Origin of the sequence: Arthrobacter sp. YAF34, assembly GCF_052113245.1 — a bacterium.
Lineage (GTDB): Bacteria > Actinomycetota > Actinomycetes > Actinomycetales > Micrococcaceae > Arthrobacter.
The window spans coordinates 355,745-376,261 of the sequence record NZ_JBFRCV010000001.1 but is presented as its reverse complement, the minus strand read 5'-3'; the positions used below and the strand labels follow the sequence as shown (position 1 = coordinate 376,261).

General features: G+C 67.2%; 18 protein-coding genes. 11 read left to right on the top strand and 7 right to left on the bottom strand.

Annotation, left to right across the window (positions count from 1 at the left end; translation table 11 throughout):
* Positions 1 to 83: 83 nt before the first annotated feature.
* The 5 genes from AB4Y72_RS01780 to AB4Y72_RS01760 all read left to right on the top strand — a co-directional run bounded on the left by AB4Y72_RS01780 (position 84) and on the right by AB4Y72_RS01760 (position 4,241).
* The gene (locus AB4Y72_RS01780) at positions 84 to 869 is read left to right on the top strand and encodes an ABC transporter ATP-binding protein (RefSeq protein WP_441424457.1); all 786 of its coding nucleotides are present in this window, start codon (positions 84 to 86) and stop codon (positions 867 to 869) included.
* Positions 870 to 887: 18 nt separating this feature from the next.
* On the top strand, positions 888 to 1,673 hold the full coding sequence (locus AB4Y72_RS01775) for a sulfite exporter TauE/SafE family protein (protein WP_441424456.1): 786 nt from the start codon (positions 888 to 890) through the stop codon (positions 1,671 to 1,673).
* A 97-nt stretch (positions 1,674 to 1,770) separates the two neighbouring features.
* On the top strand, positions 1,771 to 2,580 hold the full coding sequence (locus tag AB4Y72_RS01770) for a TrmH family RNA methyltransferase (protein WP_441424455.1): 810 nt from the start codon (positions 1,771 to 1,773) through the stop codon (positions 2,578 to 2,580).
* Between the two features lie 195 nt (positions 2,581 to 2,775).
* Positions 2,776 to 3,033: a type B 50S ribosomal protein L31 gene (locus AB4Y72_RS01765; RefSeq protein ID WP_090956047.1), complete on the top strand. Its 258-nt coding sequence runs from the start codon at positions 2,776 to 2,778 to the stop codon at positions 3,031 to 3,033.
* A gap of 122 nt (positions 3,034 to 3,155) precedes the next feature.
* Positions 3,156 to 4,241, top strand: coding sequence for a lipoate--protein ligase family protein (locus tag AB4Y72_RS01760; RefSeq protein WP_441424454.1), 1,086 nt, complete (start codon positions 3,156 to 3,158; stop codon positions 4,239 to 4,241).
* A 135-nt stretch (positions 4,242 to 4,376) separates the two neighbouring features.
* Here AB4Y72_RS01760 and pepN read toward each other — a convergent pair whose 3' ends face one another.
* Both pepN and AB4Y72_RS01750 read right to left on the bottom strand, forming a co-directional pair.
* Positions 4,377 to 7,010 (bottom strand): aminopeptidase N, encoded by a 2,634-nt coding sequence (pepN, locus tag AB4Y72_RS01755; protein ID WP_441424453.1) that lies wholly within the window; start codon positions 7,008 to 7,010, stop codon positions 4,377 to 4,379.
* 66 nt (positions 7,011 to 7,076) lie between these two features.
* Positions 7,077 to 8,087 (bottom strand): YeiH family protein, encoded by a 1,011-nt coding sequence (locus AB4Y72_RS01750; protein ID WP_441424452.1) that lies wholly within the window; start codon positions 8,085 to 8,087, stop codon positions 7,077 to 7,079.
* 199 nt (positions 8,088 to 8,286) lie between these two features.
* On the opposite strand from AB4Y72_RS01750, the gene AB4Y72_RS01745 reads away from it, so the two are divergent.
* Genes AB4Y72_RS01745 through AB4Y72_RS01735 form a run of 3 tightly spaced genes read left to right on the top strand, consistent with a single transcriptional unit; the run spans position 8,287 to position 11,649 of the window.
* Positions 8,287 to 9,882 carry a circularly permuted type 2 ATP-grasp protein gene (locus tag AB4Y72_RS01745; RefSeq protein ID WP_441424451.1) on the top strand — a complete coding sequence of 532 codons (1,596 nt, stop codon included), beginning with the start codon at positions 8,287 to 8,289 and terminating at the stop codon, positions 9,880 to 9,882.
* Positions 9,875 to 10,801 (top strand): alpha-E domain-containing protein, encoded by a 927-nt coding sequence (locus AB4Y72_RS01740; protein WP_441424450.1) that lies wholly within the window; start codon positions 9,875 to 9,877, stop codon positions 10,799 to 10,801. Before AB4Y72_RS01745 ends, AB4Y72_RS01740 begins: the two co-directional genes overlap by 8 nt.
* Positions 10,798 to 11,649: a transglutaminase family protein gene (locus AB4Y72_RS01735; RefSeq protein ID WP_441424449.1), complete on the top strand. Its 852-nt coding sequence runs from the start codon at positions 10,798 to 10,800 to the stop codon at positions 11,647 to 11,649. Before AB4Y72_RS01740 ends, AB4Y72_RS01735 begins: the two co-directional genes overlap by 4 nt.
* A 52-nt stretch (positions 11,650 to 11,701) precedes the next feature.
* Here the strand turns inward: AB4Y72_RS01735 and AB4Y72_RS01730 are convergent, their stop codons facing one another.
* Positions 11,702 to 12,199 (bottom strand): pyridoxamine 5'-phosphate oxidase family protein, encoded by a 498-nt coding sequence (locus tag AB4Y72_RS01730; RefSeq protein ID WP_441424448.1) that lies wholly within the window; start codon positions 12,197 to 12,199, stop codon positions 11,702 to 11,704.
* Between the two features lie 157 nt (positions 12,200 to 12,356).
* Here AB4Y72_RS01730 and AB4Y72_RS01725 point away from each other — a divergent pair, with 157 nt between their 5' ends.
* Positions 12,357 to 14,057: a GAF domain-containing protein gene (locus AB4Y72_RS01725; protein WP_441424447.1), complete on the top strand. Its 1,701-nt coding sequence runs from the start codon at positions 12,357 to 12,359 to the stop codon at positions 14,055 to 14,057.
* Between the two features lie 94 nt (positions 14,058 to 14,151).
* Here AB4Y72_RS01725 and AB4Y72_RS01720 read toward each other — a convergent pair whose 3' ends face one another.
* On the bottom strand, positions 14,152 to 14,877 hold the full coding sequence (locus AB4Y72_RS01720) for a response regulator (protein ID WP_441424446.1): 726 nt from the start codon (positions 14,875 to 14,877) through the stop codon (positions 14,152 to 14,154).
* Positions 14,878 to 15,132: 255 nt separating this feature from the next.
* Between AB4Y72_RS01720 and AB4Y72_RS01715 the strand changes: the two genes are divergently transcribed.
* On the top strand, positions 15,133 to 15,576 hold the full coding sequence (locus AB4Y72_RS01715; RefSeq protein ID WP_441424445.1) for a universal stress protein: 444 nt from the start codon (positions 15,133 to 15,135) through the stop codon (positions 15,574 to 15,576).
* Between the two features lie 15 nt (positions 15,577 to 15,591).
* On the opposite strand, the gene AB4Y72_RS01710 is transcribed toward AB4Y72_RS01715, so the two are convergent.
* The 3 genes from AB4Y72_RS01710 to glgC all read right to left on the bottom strand — a co-directional run bounded on the left by AB4Y72_RS01710 (position 15,592) and on the right by glgC (position 19,143).
* A complete protein-coding gene (locus AB4Y72_RS01710) occupies positions 15,592 to 16,059 on the bottom strand; it encodes a pyridoxamine 5'-phosphate oxidase family protein (protein ID WP_441424444.1) in 468 nt (155 codons plus the stop codon).
* A 100-nt stretch (positions 16,060 to 16,159) separates the two neighbouring features.
* Positions 16,160 to 17,668 carry an SDR family NAD(P)-dependent oxidoreductase gene (locus tag AB4Y72_RS01705; RefSeq protein ID WP_441424443.1) on the bottom strand — a complete coding sequence of 503 codons (1,509 nt, stop codon included), beginning with the start codon at positions 17,666 to 17,668 and terminating at the stop codon, positions 16,160 to 16,162.
* A gap of 56 nt (positions 17,669 to 17,724) precedes the next feature.
* A complete protein-coding gene (glgC, locus tag AB4Y72_RS01700; RefSeq protein ID WP_441424442.1) occupies positions 17,725 to 19,143 on the bottom strand; it encodes a glucose-1-phosphate adenylyltransferase in 1,419 nt (472 codons plus the stop codon).
* 102 nt (positions 19,144 to 19,245) lie between these two features.
* On the opposite strand from glgC, the gene glgA reads away from it, so the two are divergent.
* On the top strand, positions 19,246 to 20,451 hold the full coding sequence (gene glgA / locus AB4Y72_RS01695) for a glycogen synthase (protein WP_441424441.1): 1,206 nt from the start codon (positions 19,246 to 19,248) through the stop codon (positions 20,449 to 20,451).
* Positions 20,452 to 20,517: the final 66 nt, after the last annotated feature.

Here is a 20,517-nt window from a genome sequence, read left to right as displayed (position 1 = left end):
CCGGCCGCCGCCGCATGACGGTCCAGGGCAGGCCGTGGCGCCGGTTATCAGTCACCCGCCGTTTTGTCCTAGTGTCTACTCCTATGAGTGAAGTTCTTGAAATGGCCGGCGTCAGCGTGGTACGTGGGGCGAAGACGCTCCTGGACAAGGTCGACTGGCAGGTCAAGGAAGGCGAACGCTGGGTGATCCTGGGCCCTAACGGTGCCGGCAAGACCACTCTGCTGCAGCTGGCCGGGGCCCGGATTCACCCCACATCCGGCAAGGCCGGAATCCTCGAGGAAGTTCTTGGCGCGGTGGACGTCTTCGAACTCCGGCCCCGGATCGGCCTGTCCTCGGCCGCGCTGGCGAGTCAGATCCCGGAGCAGGAAAAGGTCCTCAACGTGGTGGTCACGGCCGCCTACGGTGTGACCGGCCGCTGGCGCGAAGGCTACGAGCGGGACGACGAGCGCCGCGCCTTCGGGCTGCTGAACGAGTGGGGGATGGGGCCGCTGCTCAACCGTGCCTTCGCCTCGCTCTCCGAGGGTGAGCGCAAGCGCGTGCAGATCGCCCGCGCCCTCATGACCGATCCCGAACTCCTTCTCCTGGACGAGCCCGCCGCCGGCCTCGACCTCGGCGGCCGCGAGGACCTCGTTGAGCGGCTGAGCGAACTCGCCCGCGACGACGCAGCCCCGGCGATCGTCCTGGTCACGCATCACCTCGAGGAGGTGCCGCCGGGCTTTACGCACGCCATGCTCCTGCGCGACGGCGGTGTGGTGGCCTCCGGCCCGCTGGCCGAAGTCCTCACGGCTGAAAACCTCAGTGAAACGTTCGGGCTGCCGCTGGACGTCACCGTCAACGCCGGCCGGTACAGCGCCACCGCCAGCCGCTGACGGGGCCGCTGTCCGCGCGTGGAGTTCCTCAATAGCGTCTTTATTTTCTTCGCCGGGCTGTGGGCGGGAACCATCAACAGCGTTGTCGGTTCCGGCACCCTGGTCACCTTCCCGGTCTTGGTCGCCCTCGGCTACCCTCCCGTCACCGCCTCCATCAGCAACGCCATGGGGCTCGTGGCCGGAAATGCCGCCGGTGCCTGGGGTTACCGCAGGGAGCTGACAGGCCGCGGCAAGCAGTTGCTCCGGCTCCTGCCTGCCTCGCTGCTGGGCGCAGTGACCGGCGCTTACCTGCTGCTGCACCTGCCCGAGAAGGTGTTCTACTACGCCGCGCCCGCCCTGATCGTGCTCGCCCTGCTGATGGTGGCGTTCCAGCCGAGGCTGCAGCGGTGGGTGAAGAACCGGGAGGAAAACCCCGAACACGCCATCCGGGACCGCCGCCACGGTGTACTGCTCGTGGTGCTGGTGTACCTTGCCGGCGTCTATGGCGGTTACTTCGTCGCGGCCCAGGGCATCCTGCTGGTCGGCATCCTGGGCGTGTTCATGACCGGAACCATCCAAAACGCCAACGCGATGAAGAACATCCTGGTCCTGGGCGTGAACGTTATTGCCGCGTGCTCCTACCTGCTGTTCGCCTTCGACCGGATCGACTGGCGGGTGGTGGGCCTGATTGCCGTGAGTTCCCTGATCGGCGGCGTGATCGGCTCCAAGGTGGGCCGCCGGCTCTCCCCGGTGGTCCTGCGCGGCGTCATCTTCGCCCTGGGCCTGGTGGCGCTGGGCGTCATGACCGCCAACCTGTTCAAATAGCCACATTGAGATGGATCAGGTGAGATGAGCCAGGTGAAATGAACCAGGAACCAGTTGAAATGAACCAGTTGAAACGACCCGCTGAAATGACCCGCCCGTGACTTTTCACTACCTCGAATCCGCCGACGACCCGCGGGTCGCCGACTACACGCAACTCACCGATGTGCACCTGCGCAAAGTCCGGGAACCCGCCGAGGGCCTCTACATCGCGGAGTCCTCGCGCGTGCTGCGCCGGGCGCTGGCGGCCGGGCACCGGCCGCGCTCCTTCTTCCTGGCCGAGAAGTGGGCCGAGGACCTGGCCGATGTCTTTGCGCAATACCCGGAGGTCCCGGCCTATGTCGGCTCCGCGGCGCTGCTTGAGGAAATCACCGGCTTCCACCTGCACCGCGGCGCCATGGCCGCCATGCACCGGCCCGCCCCGGTGCCGCTGCCGGAACTGCTCGCCGGAGCCCGCCGGGTCGCCGTGCTGGAGGACATCGTGGACCACACAAACGTGGGGGCCATCTTCCGCTCCGCCGCGGCCCTGGGCGTAGACGCCGTCCTGGTCTCACCGCGCTGCGGGGATCCGCTGTACCGCCGCAGCGTGCGGGTCAGCATGGGCACGGTGTTCCAGGTTCCGTGGGCCCGGCTGGAGGACTGGCCCGGAGGACTCGCCGCGCTCCAAGCGCAGGGTTTCACCGTGGCGGCCATGGAACTCACGGATGACGCCGTCGACCTCGACGAGCTCGCGGCCCGCCGGCCGGAACGGCTGGCCCTGGTGCTGGGGACAGAAGGCGCGGGCATGAGCGAAGGCACCCTGGCCGCCGTCGACCTCGCCGTCAAGATCCCGATGCGCCCCGGAGTCGATTCGCTGAACGTCGCCGCGGCATCGGCGGTGGCGTTCTGGGAGCTCCGTCCGCGGGACTGAGCGGCACCACTGAACCGCGGGGTGGGGCGCGGCACCGAAACCGCACTGGCTGACGTGCTGACGTGCGCCGACGGTGTTCGTCAGCCCGCATGGTATCGGCTATGATTGATAGCTGGCCGTCCGGTGCTTTCCGTCGGCCATCCCATTCATACCTGGCAGCTGGCAAAATCCAGTTGTGCGAACAAAGGTCCAATTATGAAGTCTGATACTCACCCGAAGTACGAAGCTGTTGTTTTCAACGACCTGGCTTCCGGCGTTAAGTTCCTGACCAAGTCCACCGTGTCTTCTTCCAAGACCATCGAGTGGGAAGACGGCAACACCTACCCGGTCATCGACGTCGAAATCTCCTCCGAGTCCCACCCGTTCTACACGGGTAAGCAGCGCATCATGGACTCCGCAGGCCGCGTCGAGCGCTTCAACGCTCGCTTCAAGGGCTTCGGCGGCAAGAAGTAATCTTCTTCCCCAAGGTCTTGTAGAAGGCCCGCACCGGCAACGGTGCGGGCCTTCTTTGCGTTCTGGCGGCTGCGGGCGGTCGACGTTCCGGTTTCCCGCTTTCATGCGGCAGGATGGATGTCATGACATCCCTTCCCCTCGCCGACCGCGGCGGCCGTCACCACGGCGAGTACAAGGTCCCCGGCGGCAAACTGGTGGTGGCCGATTTCGACGTCGTGGACGGCGTGCTGGCCCACGTCTCGCTCAGCGGCGATTTCTTCCTGGAACCGGACGAGGCGCTGCCGGCGATCAACCGTGCGCTCACCGGGCTGCCTGCGGAGTCGAGCGCCGCCGATATCGCTGCCGCCGTGACCGCGGCACTGCCCGAAGACGCCGTGCTGTTCGGATTTTCCGCCGACGCCGTAGGGGTCACCGTCCGCCGCGCCCTGGCGAAGGCAACCGGCTGGGCGGACCATCACTGGAATATCATCGGTCCGTCCGTTCTGCCCACCCACGTCAACGTCGCCTTGGACGAGGTCCTGACCGAGGAAGTCGGCGCCGGCCGGCGCAACCCCACGCTGCGGTTCTGGGACTGGGAAGAGCCCTCCGTGGTGATCGGCAGCTTCCAGTCAGTCCGCAATGAACTCCACCCCGCGGGCGTCGCCCGGCACGGGATCAGTGTGGTCCGCCGGATCAGCGGCGGGGGAGCGATGTTCATGGAGGCCGGCAACTGCATCACGTATTCGCTCTACCTCCCGCAGACCCTGGTGGACGGCATCAGCTTCGCTGACTCGTACAGCTTCCTGGACGCCTGGGTGATGGCGGCCCTGGAAAAAGTCGGCATCAGCGCCTTCTATGTGCCGCTCAACGACATCGCGACGGAGCATGGCAAGATCGGCGGCGCGGCCCAGAAACGGCTCGCCAACGGCGGGATGCTGCACCACGTGACCATGAGCTACGACATCGACGCCGACAAAATGGTGGAGGTGCTGCGGATCGGCCAGGAGAAGCTGTCCGACAAGGGCACCAGGAGCGCCAAGAAGCGTGTGGATCCGCTCCGGCGCCAGACCGGCATGGCCCGCGCCGAGATCGTCGCGGCGATGATGGACGTCTTCACCGAACGCTACGCCGCGACGCCGTCCGAACTCACCGATGCCGAACTGGAAGCCGCCAACCGCCGCGTGCGGACCAAGTTCGGCACCGCAGAGTGGCTGCACCGGGTTCCTTAACGCCCTTCATCCCCATCGATTGCTCCCCACCGGCCCCCTCGTCTCGCAAGCTCGCCCAGGGAACCCTGCCGGCGTGGGCCCAGCTGCCGTTTTCAGCCGTCAAATGGGCGGTTACGGAGCAGTTGATGGCGCGAGTCACTCCGCCGAAAGCGCCTGGGCCGTGAGGGAGCGGTGCAGATGGCTGCGCTGTTCGATGATGATGCGCCGCAGGGCACGCGGGGCGTCCGGATGGGACGAAAGCCAGTTGTCGGTGCGTACCAGGACGGCGTGGGTCTCGGGCGTTCCGCCATGGCCGTCGAGGTCCTGTCCCGAGGGGTAGAAACCGCGGACAATCCGGCCGGCGATCTCGATGCTGCGTTCCGCCCAGACCTGCTCAAGGCATTCGAAATACGGATCGATGAATTCGGCGAGCAGCGATGCCGCGCCCGTGTTGAACCCGGCAATGGTGGCGCTCAGGAGCTGGTTGGACAGCCCCGTGCCGTGGACCGCGGCCTCCCAGGCCGCAGCCTTGACCGACGCCAGCGGCCGGGCAGCGAGGGCCGTGGCGTGCCCGGACTTCCCTGCCGCGGTGTTGTCCCCGGCCAGCTCCTGGTCCAGCTGCTCCGGGGAGGCCTGGCCGTGGGCGGCGAGGGCGTGCCAGAAGTTCCAGCGCAGCTCGGCATCCACCGCAAGGCCTCCGATCACGGTGCTGCCGTCCAGGATGCCGCGGAGGAGATCCAGCTGGCTGGCGTCGTAGCGGCTGGTGGCCGCCAGGGTCCGGGCCCAAGCCAATTGCTGGTCGGACCCGGGTGCTGCCGCCCGCAGCTGTTCCGCCGCGGCGGTGAGGAAGCAGCGGCGCACGGCGTCGCGCTGGCCCCGGGCCACATACCGCTCGACCGCCGTCGAGGCGTTGCCCAGCACGTTGAGCAGGACGCCGATTCCGGTTTCGGCCGGCCCGAACCGCTGGACGGCGTCAACGTAGAGGGAGGCCGGTGTGACTGCATCGCGGGCCGAGTCCCACAGTGCCGTCCAGCACAGTGCCCGCGCCATGGGGTCGCGGAGTTTGTCCAGGGAGCTGCGCACGGTGGTTTCGGAGTGCGGGTCCAGCCGGACCTTGGCGTAGCTGAGGTCGTCATCGTTGACCAGCAGCAACGCGGGCCGCGGTTTTCCGGCCAGGGCGGTCACCTCGGTGCGGGCGCCGCTGAGATCTGTCTCGACGCTGTCCGTGCGAACCATGGCGCCGGCGTCGTCAAAGTCGTACAGGCCGATCCGCAGCCGGTGCGGCCGGGGCTCCTGCCGGCCGGTGGCCGGGTCAACGGCGTCCTGCAGGAGGGTGACGGAATTGAGCGTGTCCCCGTGCCCTGCTATCTCGCTAGTGAGGGTGATCTCACTGGAGAGGGCAGAGATGCCGGAGGTCTGGAGCCATTGGCGCGCCCATTCGGCGAGGTCGCGGCCGGAGGAGGCGCTCAGGGCCCCCAACAGCTCGGCGAGCGTGGTGTTGCCGTAGGCGTGGTCCCGGAAGTACTGGCGGGAGCCGGTGATGAACGCCTCGAAGCCGACGTAGGCCACGAGCTGTTTGAGCACCGAGGCGCCCTTGGCGTAGGTGATGCCGTCGAAGTTCTGCTTCGCGGCCTCCAGGTCCGGGATGTCGGCGACGATCGGGTGCGTGGTGGGGAGCTGGTCCTGGACGTAGGCCCACGCTTTGCGGTTGTTGGCGAAGTTCACCCAGGCCGTGTCCCAGTCCGTGGTCCCGTCCACGCCGAGCGTGCCCATGTAATCGGCGAAGGATTCCTTGAGCCACAAGTCGTCCCACCACTTCATGGTGACCAGGTCGCCAAACCACATGTGCGCCATCTCATGCAGGAGGGTGTTGGCGCGGGCCTGGTACTGCGAATCGGCGGCCCGGGACGTGAAGACGTAGCTTTCCGTGAAGGTCACCAGGCCCGGGTTTTCCATGGCGCCGAGGTTGTACTCGGGCACGAAGGCCTGCTCGTATTTGCCCCACGGGTAGGGGAAGTCGAAGAGTTCGTTGAAGAAGGACAGCCCGTTTTTGGTGAGGCGGAACAGGGCGTCGGCATCGAAGGACGCGGCCATGGAGGCGCGGCAGTAGAGCGCCAGCGGCACGTCCAGGACCGTGCCGTCGGCCAGCGTGCCGCTCCAGGCGTCCCGGGCCTTGAAGTAGGGCCCGGCGAGGATAGTGGTGATGTATGTGGACATCGCCTTGGTGGGGGCGAAGTCCCAGCGGCTCGTGGCCGGATCGCTCGTGAGCTCGGTGCGCAGGACCTCTGCTCCGTTGGAGGACACCTGCCAGTGGGAGGGTGCCATGACGTGGAAGGTGAACTCGGCCTTCAGGTCGGGCTGCTCGAAGTTCGCGAAGACCCGGCGGGCGTCGGCGGGTTCGTACTGCGTGTAGAGGTAGCACTGCCCGTCGGCGGGATCCACGAAGCGGTGCATGCCCTCGCCGGAGGTGCTGTAGAGGGCGGTGCCGGTAATGGTGACCTGATTCTCCGGCTGCAGGTTCTCCAGCCGGATCCGGGACCCGTCCACGACGTCGGCTACCGGCAGGCCCTTTCCGTTGAGGAAGACGCTGTGCACGCTGCCCGCGATGAAGTCCACAAAAGTGGACGCTCCGGCTTCGCTGGCCGAGAACGTGATCACGCTCCGGCTCGTATAGCCGGCGACGCTGGGGTCAGCTGCCTGGCGGACGTCAAGGGAGACGTCGTAGCTGTGCGTGGTGATGAGGGCGGCACGGGCCGCGGCCTCGTCGCGGTTCAGATTCTGATTCGACACCAAGCTATCTAATCACGGCAGCCTGTGTGCCGGATCACGCCCCGGGCTCATCAGGAAGGCGGGAAGTCAGGCAGCCGGGAACATCAGGAAAGCCGCGGCGAGGCCCAGCAGGGCGATCAACAGCCATGACGCCAGCGCTGCCAGCAGCGCACGGCCGCCGGTGTGGAGGAGCTGCCGCACGCGGACGGCTGAGCCCAGCCCGAACAACGCCATGCCCAGCAGGACGTCCTGGAGGGCGGCGGCCGCGTCCAGGACCGCGGGGGACAGCCAGCCGGTGGTGCGGAGGCCGGCCAGGGCCACGAATCCGATCACAAACAGCGGGATCACCGGCGGCCGGGCGGCAGCCCCGGCTCCGGCGCCCAGACGGTGGTGGAACCCCGCGATGGCGACCACCGGCGCCAGCAGGATCACCCGGGAGAGTTTGACGACGACGGCGACCGCCAGTGCGGTGGCGCCGGCGGTCTGGGCGGTGGCGACCACCTGACCGACGTCGTGCACCGAGGCGCCTGTCCACGCCCCGAAGATCTCCGCATCGAGGCGCAGCGGCCGGGCGAGCAGCGGCAACACCCCGATCGCCAGCGTCCCGCAGAGCGTCACGAGCGCGACCGGCAGGACGGTCTCCTCCTGCCGGATCCGGCGCACGGCCGCCATCGCACCGATCGCGGATGCCCCGCAAATGGCGAATCCGGTGGCCACCAGCAGCGAGACGCGGGGCGGGAGCCGGAAAAGCCTGCTGATCCCGTAGGTGCCCGCAAAGGCCGCCAGCACCACGGCCGCGATCAGCAGCAGCGCAGCCCAGCCGAGACCGAGCACATCGCCGAGGCTGACCTTCAGGCCCAGCACCACGATTCCGGCCCGCATCAGGTGCTTGCCGGCGAAGTCGAGTCCGGGACGCGCCGGCCCCGCGGTCCAGGCCGCCACGCCCGGAAGGTTCGCCGCGAGGAGACCGAGAACCACGGCCAGGGTCATCGCCGGCACAGCGGGGAGGAGCAGATGGACGGCGACGGCCGCGGCAACGGCCGCGGCGGCGGTGAGCAGGCCTGGCGCGGCTGCGGCTGCGGATCTGGTGGGGGGCACGCCCCTACATTGCCGTACGCGGCGGCAAAACAGTAACTGTGGCCGCCCGGCACGCCGCGTGGCCAGCCGGCACGCGGACCTGGCCGGCGTCCCGGCGGAACTGCCCCGACGGCGGCCCGGCGGTGCGCCGATCACAGTGCAGGTCGCGGCGCATGGCGCCGAAATGATTTCGTAACGAAAAAGTGGTTGGCTTGTCACCATGTCTGACCTATTCCAGGATTACTCCGAGGCTGCCGGCCGCACCGGCGCCTACGACGAGATGTTTGCCCCCGGCCAGCAGGCCCGGAAATCATACGGGCAGGTCGCCGTGGCCCTGCGGGAACTCTCGTTGGCCGATGTCAGTGCCCGCGCCGACTCGATGGCGCGGACCTTCCTGGACCGCGGCGTCACGTTCGACTTCGCGGGCGAGGAGCGGCCCTTCCCCCTGGACATCGTCCCCCGGGTCATCCCGGCTGACGAATGGAGCGTCCTGGAGCGCGGCGTGGCCCAGCGTGTCCGGGCCCTCGAAGCGTTCCTCAACGACGTCTACGACAAGATGGCCGTGGTGTCCGACGGTGTCATCCCGCGCCAGCTTGTCACCACAAGCGCGCACTTCCACCGCCAGGTGCATGGTTTTGAGCCTGCCGGCGGCGTGCGCGTGCACATTTCCGGGATCGACGTCGTCCGGGACGCCGAGGGCACCTTCCGGGTCCTTGAGGACAACGTGCGCGTGCCCTCCGGTGTCAGCTACGTCCTGGAGAACCGCCGGGCCATGGCCAAGGGCCTGCCCGAGGCGTTCGGCCAGCAGCTCATCCGCCCGGTCGAAGAGTACCCCCGCCGGCTGCTGTCCGCGCTGCGCAAAACCGCGCCCGCCGGCGTCGACGATCCTACCGTGGTGGTCCTGACCCCCGGCGTCTTCAACAGCGCCTATTTCGAGCACACGTTGTTGGCCGGCCTCATGGGCGTGGAGCTCGTCGAGGGCCGCGACCTCATCTGCCGTGGCAACCGGGTCTACATGCGCACCACAGCAGGGGAGCAGCGTGTGGATGTCATCTACAAACGTATTGACGACGAGTTCCTGGACCCCCTGCAGTTCCGGGCCGATTCCATGCTCGGCTGCCCTGGCCTGGTCAATGCGGCCCGCGCCGGGGGCGTCACCATTGCCAACGCCGTGGGCAACGGCGTCGCCGACGACAAGCTCGTTTACAGCTACGTTCCGGACCTGATCCGGTACTACCTCAGTGAAGAGCCGGTGATCGCCAACGTGGACACGTTCCGCCTGGAGGAAAAGGAAGCCCGGGAGCACGTCCTGGACCGGCTTGACGAGCTCGTGGTCAAGCCCGTCGACGGCTCCGGCGGAAAGGGCCTCGTCATCGGCCCGGACGCGTCCAAGGACGAACTCGATGCCCTGCGCAAGCGGATCATCGCCGACCCCCGCGGGTGGATAGCGCAGCCGGTGCTGCAGCTGTCCACCGTCCCCACGCTCAGCGGCGACAAGTTCGGCCCCCGGCACGTGGACCTGCGCCCGTTCGCGGTCAACGACGGCGAGGACGTCTGGGTCCTCCCCGGAGGCCTCACCCGGGTGGCCCTCAAGGAAGGCTCCCTGATCGTCAACTCCAGCCAGGGCGGCGGCTCCAAGGACACCTGGGTCCTGGCCGATTCGCCGCAGGTCCCGGTTGAGGTCATCCCGCGGCCTGCCGTCGCGGTCCGCGAGCGGGTGTCGGTCTGGCCGGTGGAGAGCAACTGGCGTGACAGCCAGAAAGAGCAGCAACAGCAGCAGATTTCTGACGCGCAGGAGGTAACCGCGAATGCTTAGCCGTATTGCCGAGTCACTGTTTTGGATCGGCCGCTACGTGGAACGGGCGGACGGCACGGCGAGGATCCTCGATGTGCACCTCGAGCGGCTCAATCACCTGCCCATGGCGGAGCAGCGCAGCGTAGCGCAGGAACTGCTGGCCGTGATGGGCGCACGCCCGCAGAGCGAGGAGTTCGGCCTCACCGAGCTGCTGAACGCGCTTGCGTACGACAAGCAGAGCGCGACGTCGATTGCCGGCTCGCTCGGCGCAGCCCGGGAAAACGCCCGCCGTGCCCGGGAGACCGTCTCGTCCGGGCTCTGGGAAAGCCTCAACACGACGTACTACGGGCTGAATCAGCACCGCAAGGACGTCGTGGGCACCTACCGTTTCTGCAACTGGGTCCTGGAGCGTACCGCGATGGTCAGCGGCCTGGCCGACACCACTGTCAGCCACGACGAGAGCTGGCTGTTCCTGGTCCTGGGCCGTTCCCTGGAGCGCGCGGACATGACAGCCCGCATGCTCTCCACGCGCGACGTCCTCTCGGCCGGCATGTCCTGGGTGAACATGCTCCGCTGCGCTGGCGCGTACGAATCGTTCCTGCGGACCCGCCGGGCCGCGTTCGGCGACCAGCACGCGGCGGAATTCCTGCTCCTGGACCGGCTGTTCCCGCGGTCGATCGTCTACGCCCTGCGCGACGCCGATGAGTGCCTGGCGAAGCTCGACCCGTCGGCCCAGCGGGTGGGGTTCATCAACGACGCCCGCCGGATTGTCGGCCAGGCCCGCACGTTCCTCGAGTTCCACCGCACCGATGACCTCATGGCGGAGCTCCCGGAGCACATGGAACGCGTGCAAAAGGCCGTTTCGCAGGCCTCGGACGCCATTTCCCGTAAGTACTTCAATCAGGCAGACGAACTGGCCTGGGTGGGAGAAGTTTCATGACCCGGCTGAAGATCGTCCACAAGACGGCGTACAAGTACAACAAGCGCGTCACGCTGTCCTACAACGAGGCACGGATGACCCCGCTGACGGACCCGCAGCAGGTGGTGCTGGAGTCCTCCATGAAGGTTTCGCCCTCGCAGGCGGCGCTGAGCAGCTACCGCGACTACTGGGGGACGCGGGTGACGGCCTTCGACATGCAGATGCCGCATGATCACCTTGAGGTCCTCTCCACCACCACCGTTGAGGTGCACCGGGTCGAGAGGATTGCCGCCGAGGCCAACCTTGTCGGATGGGATGCCCTGGCCGCCCCGGAGACGCTCAACCAGTTCAGTGACTGGATTCCGCAGTCCCAGCTGACCGGTCCCGGCTCCGAGGTGCTCGGCATCATTCCCGGCGTCGTCGAGGGCAAGTCGCCGCACGAGGCCGCCCTGGCGGTCTTCGCCTGGATGCGCGGCGAAATGACGTACATGAAGGGCTCCACGGGCGTCACCACCAACGCCGAGCAGGCCTGGGACCAGCGGCAGGGCGTCTGCCAGGACCTGGCACACCTCGCCATCGGCGCCCTGCGCAGCTGCGGCATCCCGGCCCGGTACGTGTCCGGCTACCTGCACCCGCGCTCGACGGCGGAGCTCGGGGAGGCGGTTGCCGGCCAATCCCACGCGTGGCTCGAGTGGTGGGACGGCGAATGGCGCAGCTGGGACCCGACCAACCACAAGCCTGCGGGGGACTTCCACGTCACCGTGGCCCGGGGCCGGGACTACCGGGACGTGCCGCCGCTGAAGGGCATCCTGTCCGGGGGCGGGGGATCGGCGCTGAGCGTCAGCGTGGAGATCACCCGTCTCGCCTAGCCGCCGCCCCGCCTAGCCGCCCCGTACGGCGTACGCAGCGTTGCCGGGGCGATTACTCGAGGCCGGACCGGGTGGCGTCGTCCAGGGGCGTCCACCAGGTCATCGGGGGAACGACTTTGAAGCGCCGGCCGGTGACGGTGTCCGGCGTGATCCGGACAAAGTGTTCCTTCTTTCCGGCCTGCCAGGGGAAAAGCAGCAAGCCGACAGTATCCATGACTTCCTCCGGGTTCTTCACCGGCGCCGCCTGGCCCTTGATCACCACGCTCCAGGCGATCCCGGTGCCCGGGTCAACGCCGTCGGCTTCCACCGCGACAGGCGTGTCTCCGGTTGCCGCCTGCAGTTTGGTGCCCTCCGCGGTCCGGAACACCAGTGTCCCGTGGTCAACTTTGTAGTTGATGGGGAAGATATCCGGATGGTCGTCCACCCAGACCGCCAGCCTGCCCACCGTGACGCTGCGCAGGAGCCGCCAGCATTCGTGAGGTTCGAGATTTTCCACAGCGTGGGTCTGGTCTTTGGGCTGGTTGCCGCCCGGGTTCGCGTCAGTGCTCATGCGGCCGAGCCTACGTTGGCGGGCTTTCCGCAGGCTAGGGCAAAAGGTCCCACAGGCCGATAAACTGGGATTTCTAGGGACCTTTCGGGCTGTTCGCGGTATTGTGGCATCAGGCCGTCAGCGTTGACGTGCGCCGGAGCGATTTGGGGGCAACATCATGCATTCAACCGGTGATGGTTCAGGCCATACCGTGTCCGAGCAAGATCCCGGGGTGGAAGAAATACTCAGGGGGGTCGCCGCCCGGACGGAAGAGTTCCTCCAGTCCAAGGAACGCATGGCCGGGCTGCTCGAAGCGGTCGTGGCCCTGGCGGAGGACCTGAGCCTGGACGCTGTCCTGGAACGGGTGGTCGAGTCCGCCTGCAGGCTGTTACATGCCCGCTTTGGGGCCATGGGCGTCATCGGCCCTGACCGCGCACTGAGCCACTTCATCACTGTCGGCATCGACGGCGAACTCGCCCGCCAGATCGGCCCGCTGCCGACCGGCCACGGTGTGCTTGGCCTGCTGATCTCCGCGCCCCGGCCGCTTCGGCTGCACGATCTTCGCCAGCACCCGGAGTCGTTCGGGTTTCCAGCGCACCACCCGCCCATGAAGTCTTTCCTGGGCGTCCCGGTGCGCGTCCGGGACGTGGTCTTCGGGAACCTTTACCTCACGGAAAAAGAAGGCGGGGAGGACTTCACCGCCGAAGACGAGGCCCTGGCCGTGGCCTTGGCGGCAGCAGCCGGGGTCGCCATTGAGAACGCCCGGCTGTACGACGACGCACGCCGCAGGGCACGCTGGCTGGAAGCCAGCATGGACGTCTCCGGGCTGATGTTGAGCCTGGACCGCGACTACACTTCGGAGGGCCTGGATCCGATTGCCGGCCGTGCGCTCCAGGAGTCCGCTTCCAATCTTGCCCTGCTGGTGGCGACCGCCGTCGACGGCCCGGGCCACGTGGTGGTCGGCGTCGCCGGGGAACGCGGTCCGGCTTTTTCTGGTAGGTCGCTGCGCCTGGAATCCGAGCTCCTGGAAGGAGTTCTTGAGGGCGGCGAGCCGGTGCTGATTGACGACGCTTCCGAGGTGGTCGGTGAGATTGACGCCGGAATCACCGGGCCGCTGCTGGCGGTGGCGCTGAGTACCCAGGGCGCCCACCATGGGCTCCTCCTGCTGGCGCGGAACAAGGACTCGTCGCCCTATGCCCGTACCGACGTCGAGATGGGGGCGGTGTTCGGCTCCCACGTGGCCCTCGCCCTGGAGCTGTCCCGGGTGCACCGGCTACGTGAAGAACTCCTGGTTTTCACCGACCGCGACAGGATCGCCCGGGACCTGCACGACCTCGTCATTCAGCGGCTCTTTGCCGCCGGGCTGAGCGTGCAGAGCCTCACCCGCTTCACCAAGGATGAGCTGGCGCTGGAGCGGATCCGCACCATCACGGGCGAACTCGACGAGGCGATTCGAAGCCTCCGCGACACCATCTACTCGTTGAAGAGCAACACCGGCGTCACTGAACTGCTGAGCGGGCGGATCCGCCGGGTCACGCGAAGTTCGTCAAAATCCATGCCCACTGCGCCGCGCCTGACCATCACCGGACCGGTGGACGCCGTGACACCGGACAAGGCCGACAACGTGGTTGCGGTGGTCTCCGAGGGCCTCAGCAACGCAATCCGGCACTCCGGCGCGGACACGATCTCGGTCTCCGTTGCCGTAGTGAAGGGCCGGGTGACCGTGGTGATCAGCGATAACGGCTCCGGATTCGCCCATCCCGGAAAACGCAATGGACTGACAAATCTCGAGGACCGGGCGCGGATGCTCGACGGCGAGTGCACTATCACGAGCGCCCCCGACGCCGGCACCAGCCTGGAGTGGTCGGTTCCCCTCTAGACCCGCCGGGATGACCTAGCGGACTTGCCGTCTGCAGACACGCCAGCGCAAACATGCCAACGCAAACATGACAACGCAGGCGCGTCCCGGGAGGCTACCTGACGCTGTGCGGCCGTGGTGCGTCGCCCGCGCCGGAGGCCACTGGGTATGTCGGGCTGGCGATGAAGACAGCAGCCTGGGTGCGGCGTTCGAAGCCGAGCTTGGCCAGCAGCGATGACACATAGTTCTTGACGGTCTTTTCCGCCAGGAACATTTCCGCGGCAATCTGCCGGTTGGTCAGTCCGCCGCCGACCAGCTCCAATACCTTCCGCTCCTGGGGCGTAAGGGATGAGGTCCGCGGGTCGACTTCCTCGGTCTCGGCCAGGCTCTCGACGACACCGGCGGCGACGCCTTCCTCGAAGAGGGACTCCCCGGTGGCGGCCCGCCGCAGGGCGCCGATCAGGTCCGTGCCGCCGATCTCCTTGAGGACGTACCCCCGCGCGCCGGCCAGGACGGCGCCGCGCAAGGCTTGATCGTCGTCGAAACTCGTCAGGATGATGCAGTTCAGGGACGGGTCCACCGACCGGACGTCGCGGCAGACCTCGATGCCGGTTCCGTCCGGCAGACGGGCATCCAGCACGCAGACATCGGGGTGCAGGGCCGGGATGCGGCGGGTGGCCTCGACGGCGGTTCCGGAGCTGCCGACCACGACGAAGCCCTCGCCTTCGAGGAGTTCCTGGAGCCCCCGCCTGACGAGTTCGTGGTCGTCGAGGATGAAGACGCGGATCACCGCCGGCGTACCATCGGGTGCAGTGAGACCTGCGTCGGTCCACGCGATCATGGTTCTCCTGTCCGGTCGCTTAAACCGTTGATTCGTTGAGTCAAATGGTTCCCCAACCTCTGCCATTCTTGTGCACTGCGGGGCCGCGGACAAGGGTCATAATGCCCACCGGCCGCCGCTCCGAGGTGCGCAGGGTCCAAATTGGCCGCGGGCGTTCATGTCTTTTGGCCCTAGGCGCTCGGCTGTGCGGGCGGAATTATGGGAGCGGCGCCATTCCGGGAGCAATGCCCGGCCGTTACGAGGTTAGGGAAATCGATGAGCGAAGTCAGGGACGTCCGCACAATCGTGGTTGGCGTTGACGGCTCGGACGCTTCGGTGGATGCGCTCCGGCACGCGCAGGCCCTCGCTGTGCCGCTGTCCGCTCACGTCGTCGCGCTGGCGTGCTGGGACTACCCGCCGGTGTATGACGGCTATGTCGCCGTCGGAATCAATGACTTCGACGTCCGGGCCGGGGAAATCCTGGCCGAGGCCGTGGCGAAGGCCTTTGGTCTGGATACTCCCGGGAATGTCGAGACCCGGCTCAGCCAGGGTCATCCCCGCCATGTGCTCATCGAGGAGAGCAAGTCCGCGGACATGCTGGTCCTGGGCCGGCGCGGCCATGGCGGGTTCGGCGGCCTGCTTATGGGCTCAGTGAGCTCCGCCTGTGTGGCGCATGCGCACTGCCCCGTGCTGGTGGTGCATTCGGCGGAGAAGGCCTGACGGCGGAGCCGCACCTTATTCGAACGTGGAACGGCGTGGATCGGAGAGGCGTGTGGTCCACAGGTCGGGCTTGTTGACCTTGAAGCGCCGCCCGGTCAGTGCTTTGGGGGCCACCCGCACGTAGTAGGCCTTCTCACCGGGCTGCCACGGCTCCAGGAGCAGGGCGTCCACGGCGTCCTTTTCGTCCTGGCGTTCGATGAGTTCGGCTTCGCCGCGGGCCATGACGCTCCACGCCGTCTCGTCGTGCGCGTCATAGCCGTCGATCTCGAAGGCGACCGGCTTGGCCGTAATGGCACCCCACAGTTTCGTGCCGCCGGAGGTGCGGAAAACAATCGCGCGCCGCTCCAGAACAAAATTCACCGGGAAGATCTCCGGATGGCTGTCCACGATCAGCGCGACCCGCCCAATGGTTTCAGTATCGAGCAGAACCCAGCACTGGTCCATGGTGAGCGAGTAGTCCGGCGAGGGCGTGGTTGTGTCCATGAAGAGACACACTACCTACCGCCCGGCGTCGCGATTAGGGCCATAAGGCCCGCAGCGCGAGCCTAAGCGCCGCGGGGCCGGGTCCGCTCCGACGGACCTGTCACCAGGGGCTGGGCTTGTAATCCTTCAGGAAGACGCCGTACTGGTCCTCACCGGACTCGCCCATCACAATCGGGTCGTACACGCGGGCCGCGCCGTCCACCAGGTCAAGGGGTGCGTGGAAGCCTTCCTCCATGAGGCGGACCTTCGTGTAATGCGGGCGCTCGTCCGTGATCCAGCCGGTATCCACGGCGGTCATGAGGATGCCGTCGGCGTCGAGCATCTCCTGGGCGCTGGTGCGCGTCATCATGTTCAGCGCCGCCTTGGCCATGTTCGTGTGCGGGTGCCCGGGGCCCTTGTAGGCACGGGAGAACTGGCCCTCCATGGCGCTGACATTGACGATGTACTTCCGGCGCGCCGTGGACCGCTTCATGGCTCCACGCAACCGGCTCACCAACAGGAACGGGGCCGTCACGTTGCACAGCTGGACTTCGAGCATCTCCAGCGGGTCCACTTCGTCCACCACCTGGGTCCAGCTGTTGATCGTGGCAAGGTCCGGGACCAGGCCGCCGGCATCGATCGCGGTGCCCGAGGCGATGCGCTCCAGGGAAGCCGAACCGGTCGACAGGGCCAGGGACGTGATCGCGTCCCCGGCCAGTACGGGATGCTCGAGCACGGTGCTGGCGAGGGCCAGCGGGTGCTTGTCATGGGCGTGGCCGAAGGTGACGAGCTCGGGGCCCCCGTTGGCGGCCTCGAGCGCAGCGGGCAGCGGCTCGTCCTCGGCGTCGACCAACGGTTTGTAGGCGTTCCCGGAGCGCCGCACCGTCTGGGCCGCGTTGTTAATGATGATGTCCAGGGGCCCTGCAGCGTCGAGGGAATCGGTCAGCGCCATCACCTGGGACGGGTCGCGGAGGTCGATGCCCACGATCCGAAGCCGGTGCAGCCAGTCGGCGCTGTCCTCCATCGCGGCGAAGCGGCGGGCAGCGTCCTTAGGGAACCGGGTGGTGATGGTGGTGTGAGCGCCGTCCCGGAGGAGCCGGAGCGCGATGTACATGCCGATCTTGGCCCGGCCGCCGGTCAGCAGGGCCCTGCGGCCGGTCAGGTCGGTGTGCGCGTCCCGCTTGCTGTGGCTGAACAGCGCGCACTCCGGGCACAGCTGGTGATAGAAAGCGTCCACCTGGGTGTAGTGCTGCTTGCAGATGTAGCACGGCCGGGACTTGAGGAGATGGCCGGCGATCTCTCCGGTCGCGGACGGGGCAAGCTTATTGCCCCTCGTCTCGTCGTCAATCCTGTCCGGTGCCGCCGTCGCCGTCTGCGCAATGACGGCGCGGTCCGCTTCTGCGATCTCGTCGCGCTTGCTGACCCGGCGGTGGCGTTTGACGGCCTTAAACATCTTCCCCGTGGCGCGGCGGACCGAGACGTAGTCCGGGTGTTCCTCGTCGTACGCGTGGATGGTGTTCAGGACCTTCAGGCAGGCCCGGATTTCCTCCGGGGACAGCTCGTCAGCGGCCGGTTCGGCTGCAGTCAACTCGGCAGCGGAAAGATCGGCGGATAGATCGGGAGAGCTCATTGTCCCAATTTTACAGGCAACGGGTGCCCTGCCGGACCTCCGGCAGGGCGCCCGTCTTAGTAGGCCTTGGTCGAGCGTTTGCCTTCGGAGTCCACGCCGACGGCGGCGGCCTGCGCATCGGCGACCTTGTCCACAGAGTCCCGCATTTCCGGCCAGTTTTCGGTGGCGGCGCGGACGGCATGCGGCACGAGGCGCAGGTTAGCGGCGGAGAGCGCCCGTTCCGCGTCGCTGGGGTCCGGCACAACCTGGCCCTTGGACAGGACAGTGATGCCGGACTCGGTCACCTTGAACCCGCGGGCACGGTCCAGATCGGCATCGAGTCCGATGGCGGCCCCGGCCGGAACCTTGACGTTCTTGTCGAGGATGGCGCGTTTGATCACGGCACCCTCGCCGACGTTGACCTTGTCCATGAGCACCGAATCCAGCACCCGGCTGGAGGTGCCGACGTAGACGTCGTTGGAGAGTACGGAGCCCTCCACGATGCCGCCCGAAACGACGACGCCGTTGGCGACGATGGAATCGAGGGCGGTGCCCACCGTGTTGGATTTGCCGCGGACGAATTTGGCCGGCGGGGAGACGCTCTGGCGGGTGTAGATCGGCCATTCGGAGTTGTAAAGGTTGAACACCGGCACCGGGGAAATGAGGTCCATGTGGGCGTCGTAGAACGAATCGATGGTGCCGACATCGCGCCAGTAGGTGCGGTCCCGTTCCGTGGATCCCGGAATGTCGTTGAGGGTGAAGTCGTACACGCCGGCCTCACCCTTGTTGACGAAGTAGGGGATGATGTCCCCGCCCATGTCGTGCTTGGTGTCCAGCCGTTCGGCGTCCACGTGCAGGGCGTCGACCAAGGCGTCGGCGTCGAACACGTAGTTGCCCATGGAGGCCAGGAACTGGCTCGGGTCGGCCGCGAGGCCGGGCGTGGAGGACGGCTTTTCGACGAAGGCGGCAATCTTGTCCGGGTTGTCCGGGTCGGTTTCAATCACGCCGAACTGGTCGGCCATGTGCAGCGGCTGGCGGACGGCGGCGACCGTGGCCTTGGCCCCGCTGGCCACGTGCTGGGCCACCATCTGGGAGAAGTCCATGCGGTAGACGTGGTCCGCGCCGACCACGACGACGATGTCCGGGTTGGCGTCGTGGATGAGGTTCAGGGACTGGTAGATGGCGTTGGCGCTGCCCAGGAACCAGCTCTTGCCGACGCGCTGTTGCGCCGGAACGGAGGCCACGTAGTTGCCCAATTGGGTGGACAAGCGCCACGTTTCGGAAATGTGCCGGTCAAGGCTGTGCGACTTGTATTGCGTCAGCACCACAATTTGCAGATACCGGGAATTCACCAGGTTCGAAAGGGCAAAGTCAATGAGCCGGTAGCTTCCGGCAAAGGGCACGCCCGGCTTGGCCCGGTCTGCCGTCAACGGCATGAGCCGGTTTCCCTCGCCACCTGCGAGGACAATTGCCAAGACTTTCTTTTGATGCGGCATGGTGATCGCTCCTGAACGCCTTCGTTACTCCCCAAAACAGTCCGGCATGCCCGAACGTCTTCACACTAGATCAGTTCCACCGTAACGACTACCTTGGTGCATGTGCGAATAGATATTGTGACCAAAGAATTCCCGCCGGAAATTTACGGCGGCGCCGGAGTCCATGTGGCTGAGCTCAGCAGGGTGCTGGCCCAGCGTGTGGACCTACAGGTGCGTGCCTTCGGCGCGCCCCGCGAGCCCGGATACCACGGAGCGACGGTCACGTCCTACTCCGTGCCCGAAGACCTGGGCTCCGCCAATGCCGCCATCCAGACCCTCGGGGTGGACCTGAGGATCGTCCCGGACATCGCCGGCGCGGATCTGGTGCACTCCCACACCTGGTACGCCAACATGGCCGGACACATCGCGGCGCTGCTCCACGGCATCCCGCATGTGCTGAGCGCCCACAGCCTGGAGCCGCTGCGCCCGTGGAAGGCCGAGCAGCTCGGTGGCGGCTACGCGGTGTCATCCTGGGTGGAAAAGACCGCCTACGAGTCCGCGGCCGCCATCATCGCCGTCTCCGAAGGCATGCGCCAGGACATTCTGCGCAGCTATCCGGACGTTGACCCGGCCAAGGTCAAGGTGGTCCACAACGGCATTGACGTCAGCCTGTGGAACCGGGACGAGGGCGACGACGTCGTCCGGGCCCTCGGGATCGACCCGTCGCTGCCGAGCGTCGTGTTCGTCGGGCGCAACACGCGGCAGAAGGGCGTGCCGTACCTGCTCCGTGCCGCCGCCAAGCTGCCGGCCGACGTCCAGCTGGTCCTGTGCCTCGGCGCCGCCGACACGCCGGAGCTGGCGGCCGAGACCACACGCCTCATCGAGGAGTTGCAGAGCAAGCGCACCGGTGTGGTCGTGGTGGAGCGGATGCTGCCCCGCAATGAGCTCATCCAGGTTCTCAGCCACGCGACGGCGTTCGCCTGCCCGTCCATTTACGAGCCGCTCGGCATCGTGAACCTCGAGGCGATGGCCTGCGGCGCCGCCGTGGTGGCCAGCGCCACCGGCGGCATTCCGGAGGTCGTCGATCACGGCGTGACCGGCCTGCTCGTGGACCTGGAGCAGGTCACCGACGGCACGGGCACCCCGCTCGATCCGGAGAAGTTTGTCACCGAGTTCGCGGCCGCGCTGACCGAGGTGGTGTCCGATCCCGACCGGGCGCGCGCCATGGGTGAAGCCGGCCGGCGCCGGGCCGAAGAGCATTTCTCCTGGGAATCCATCACGGAGACCACGCTCGAGGTCTACCGCTCCGTGCTCCCGACGGACTCCTGACCGCTCCCGCCAAGAAGGCGCGACGACGGCGCCGCCCCCGTTCAGGGACGGCGCCGTCGCTGTGCC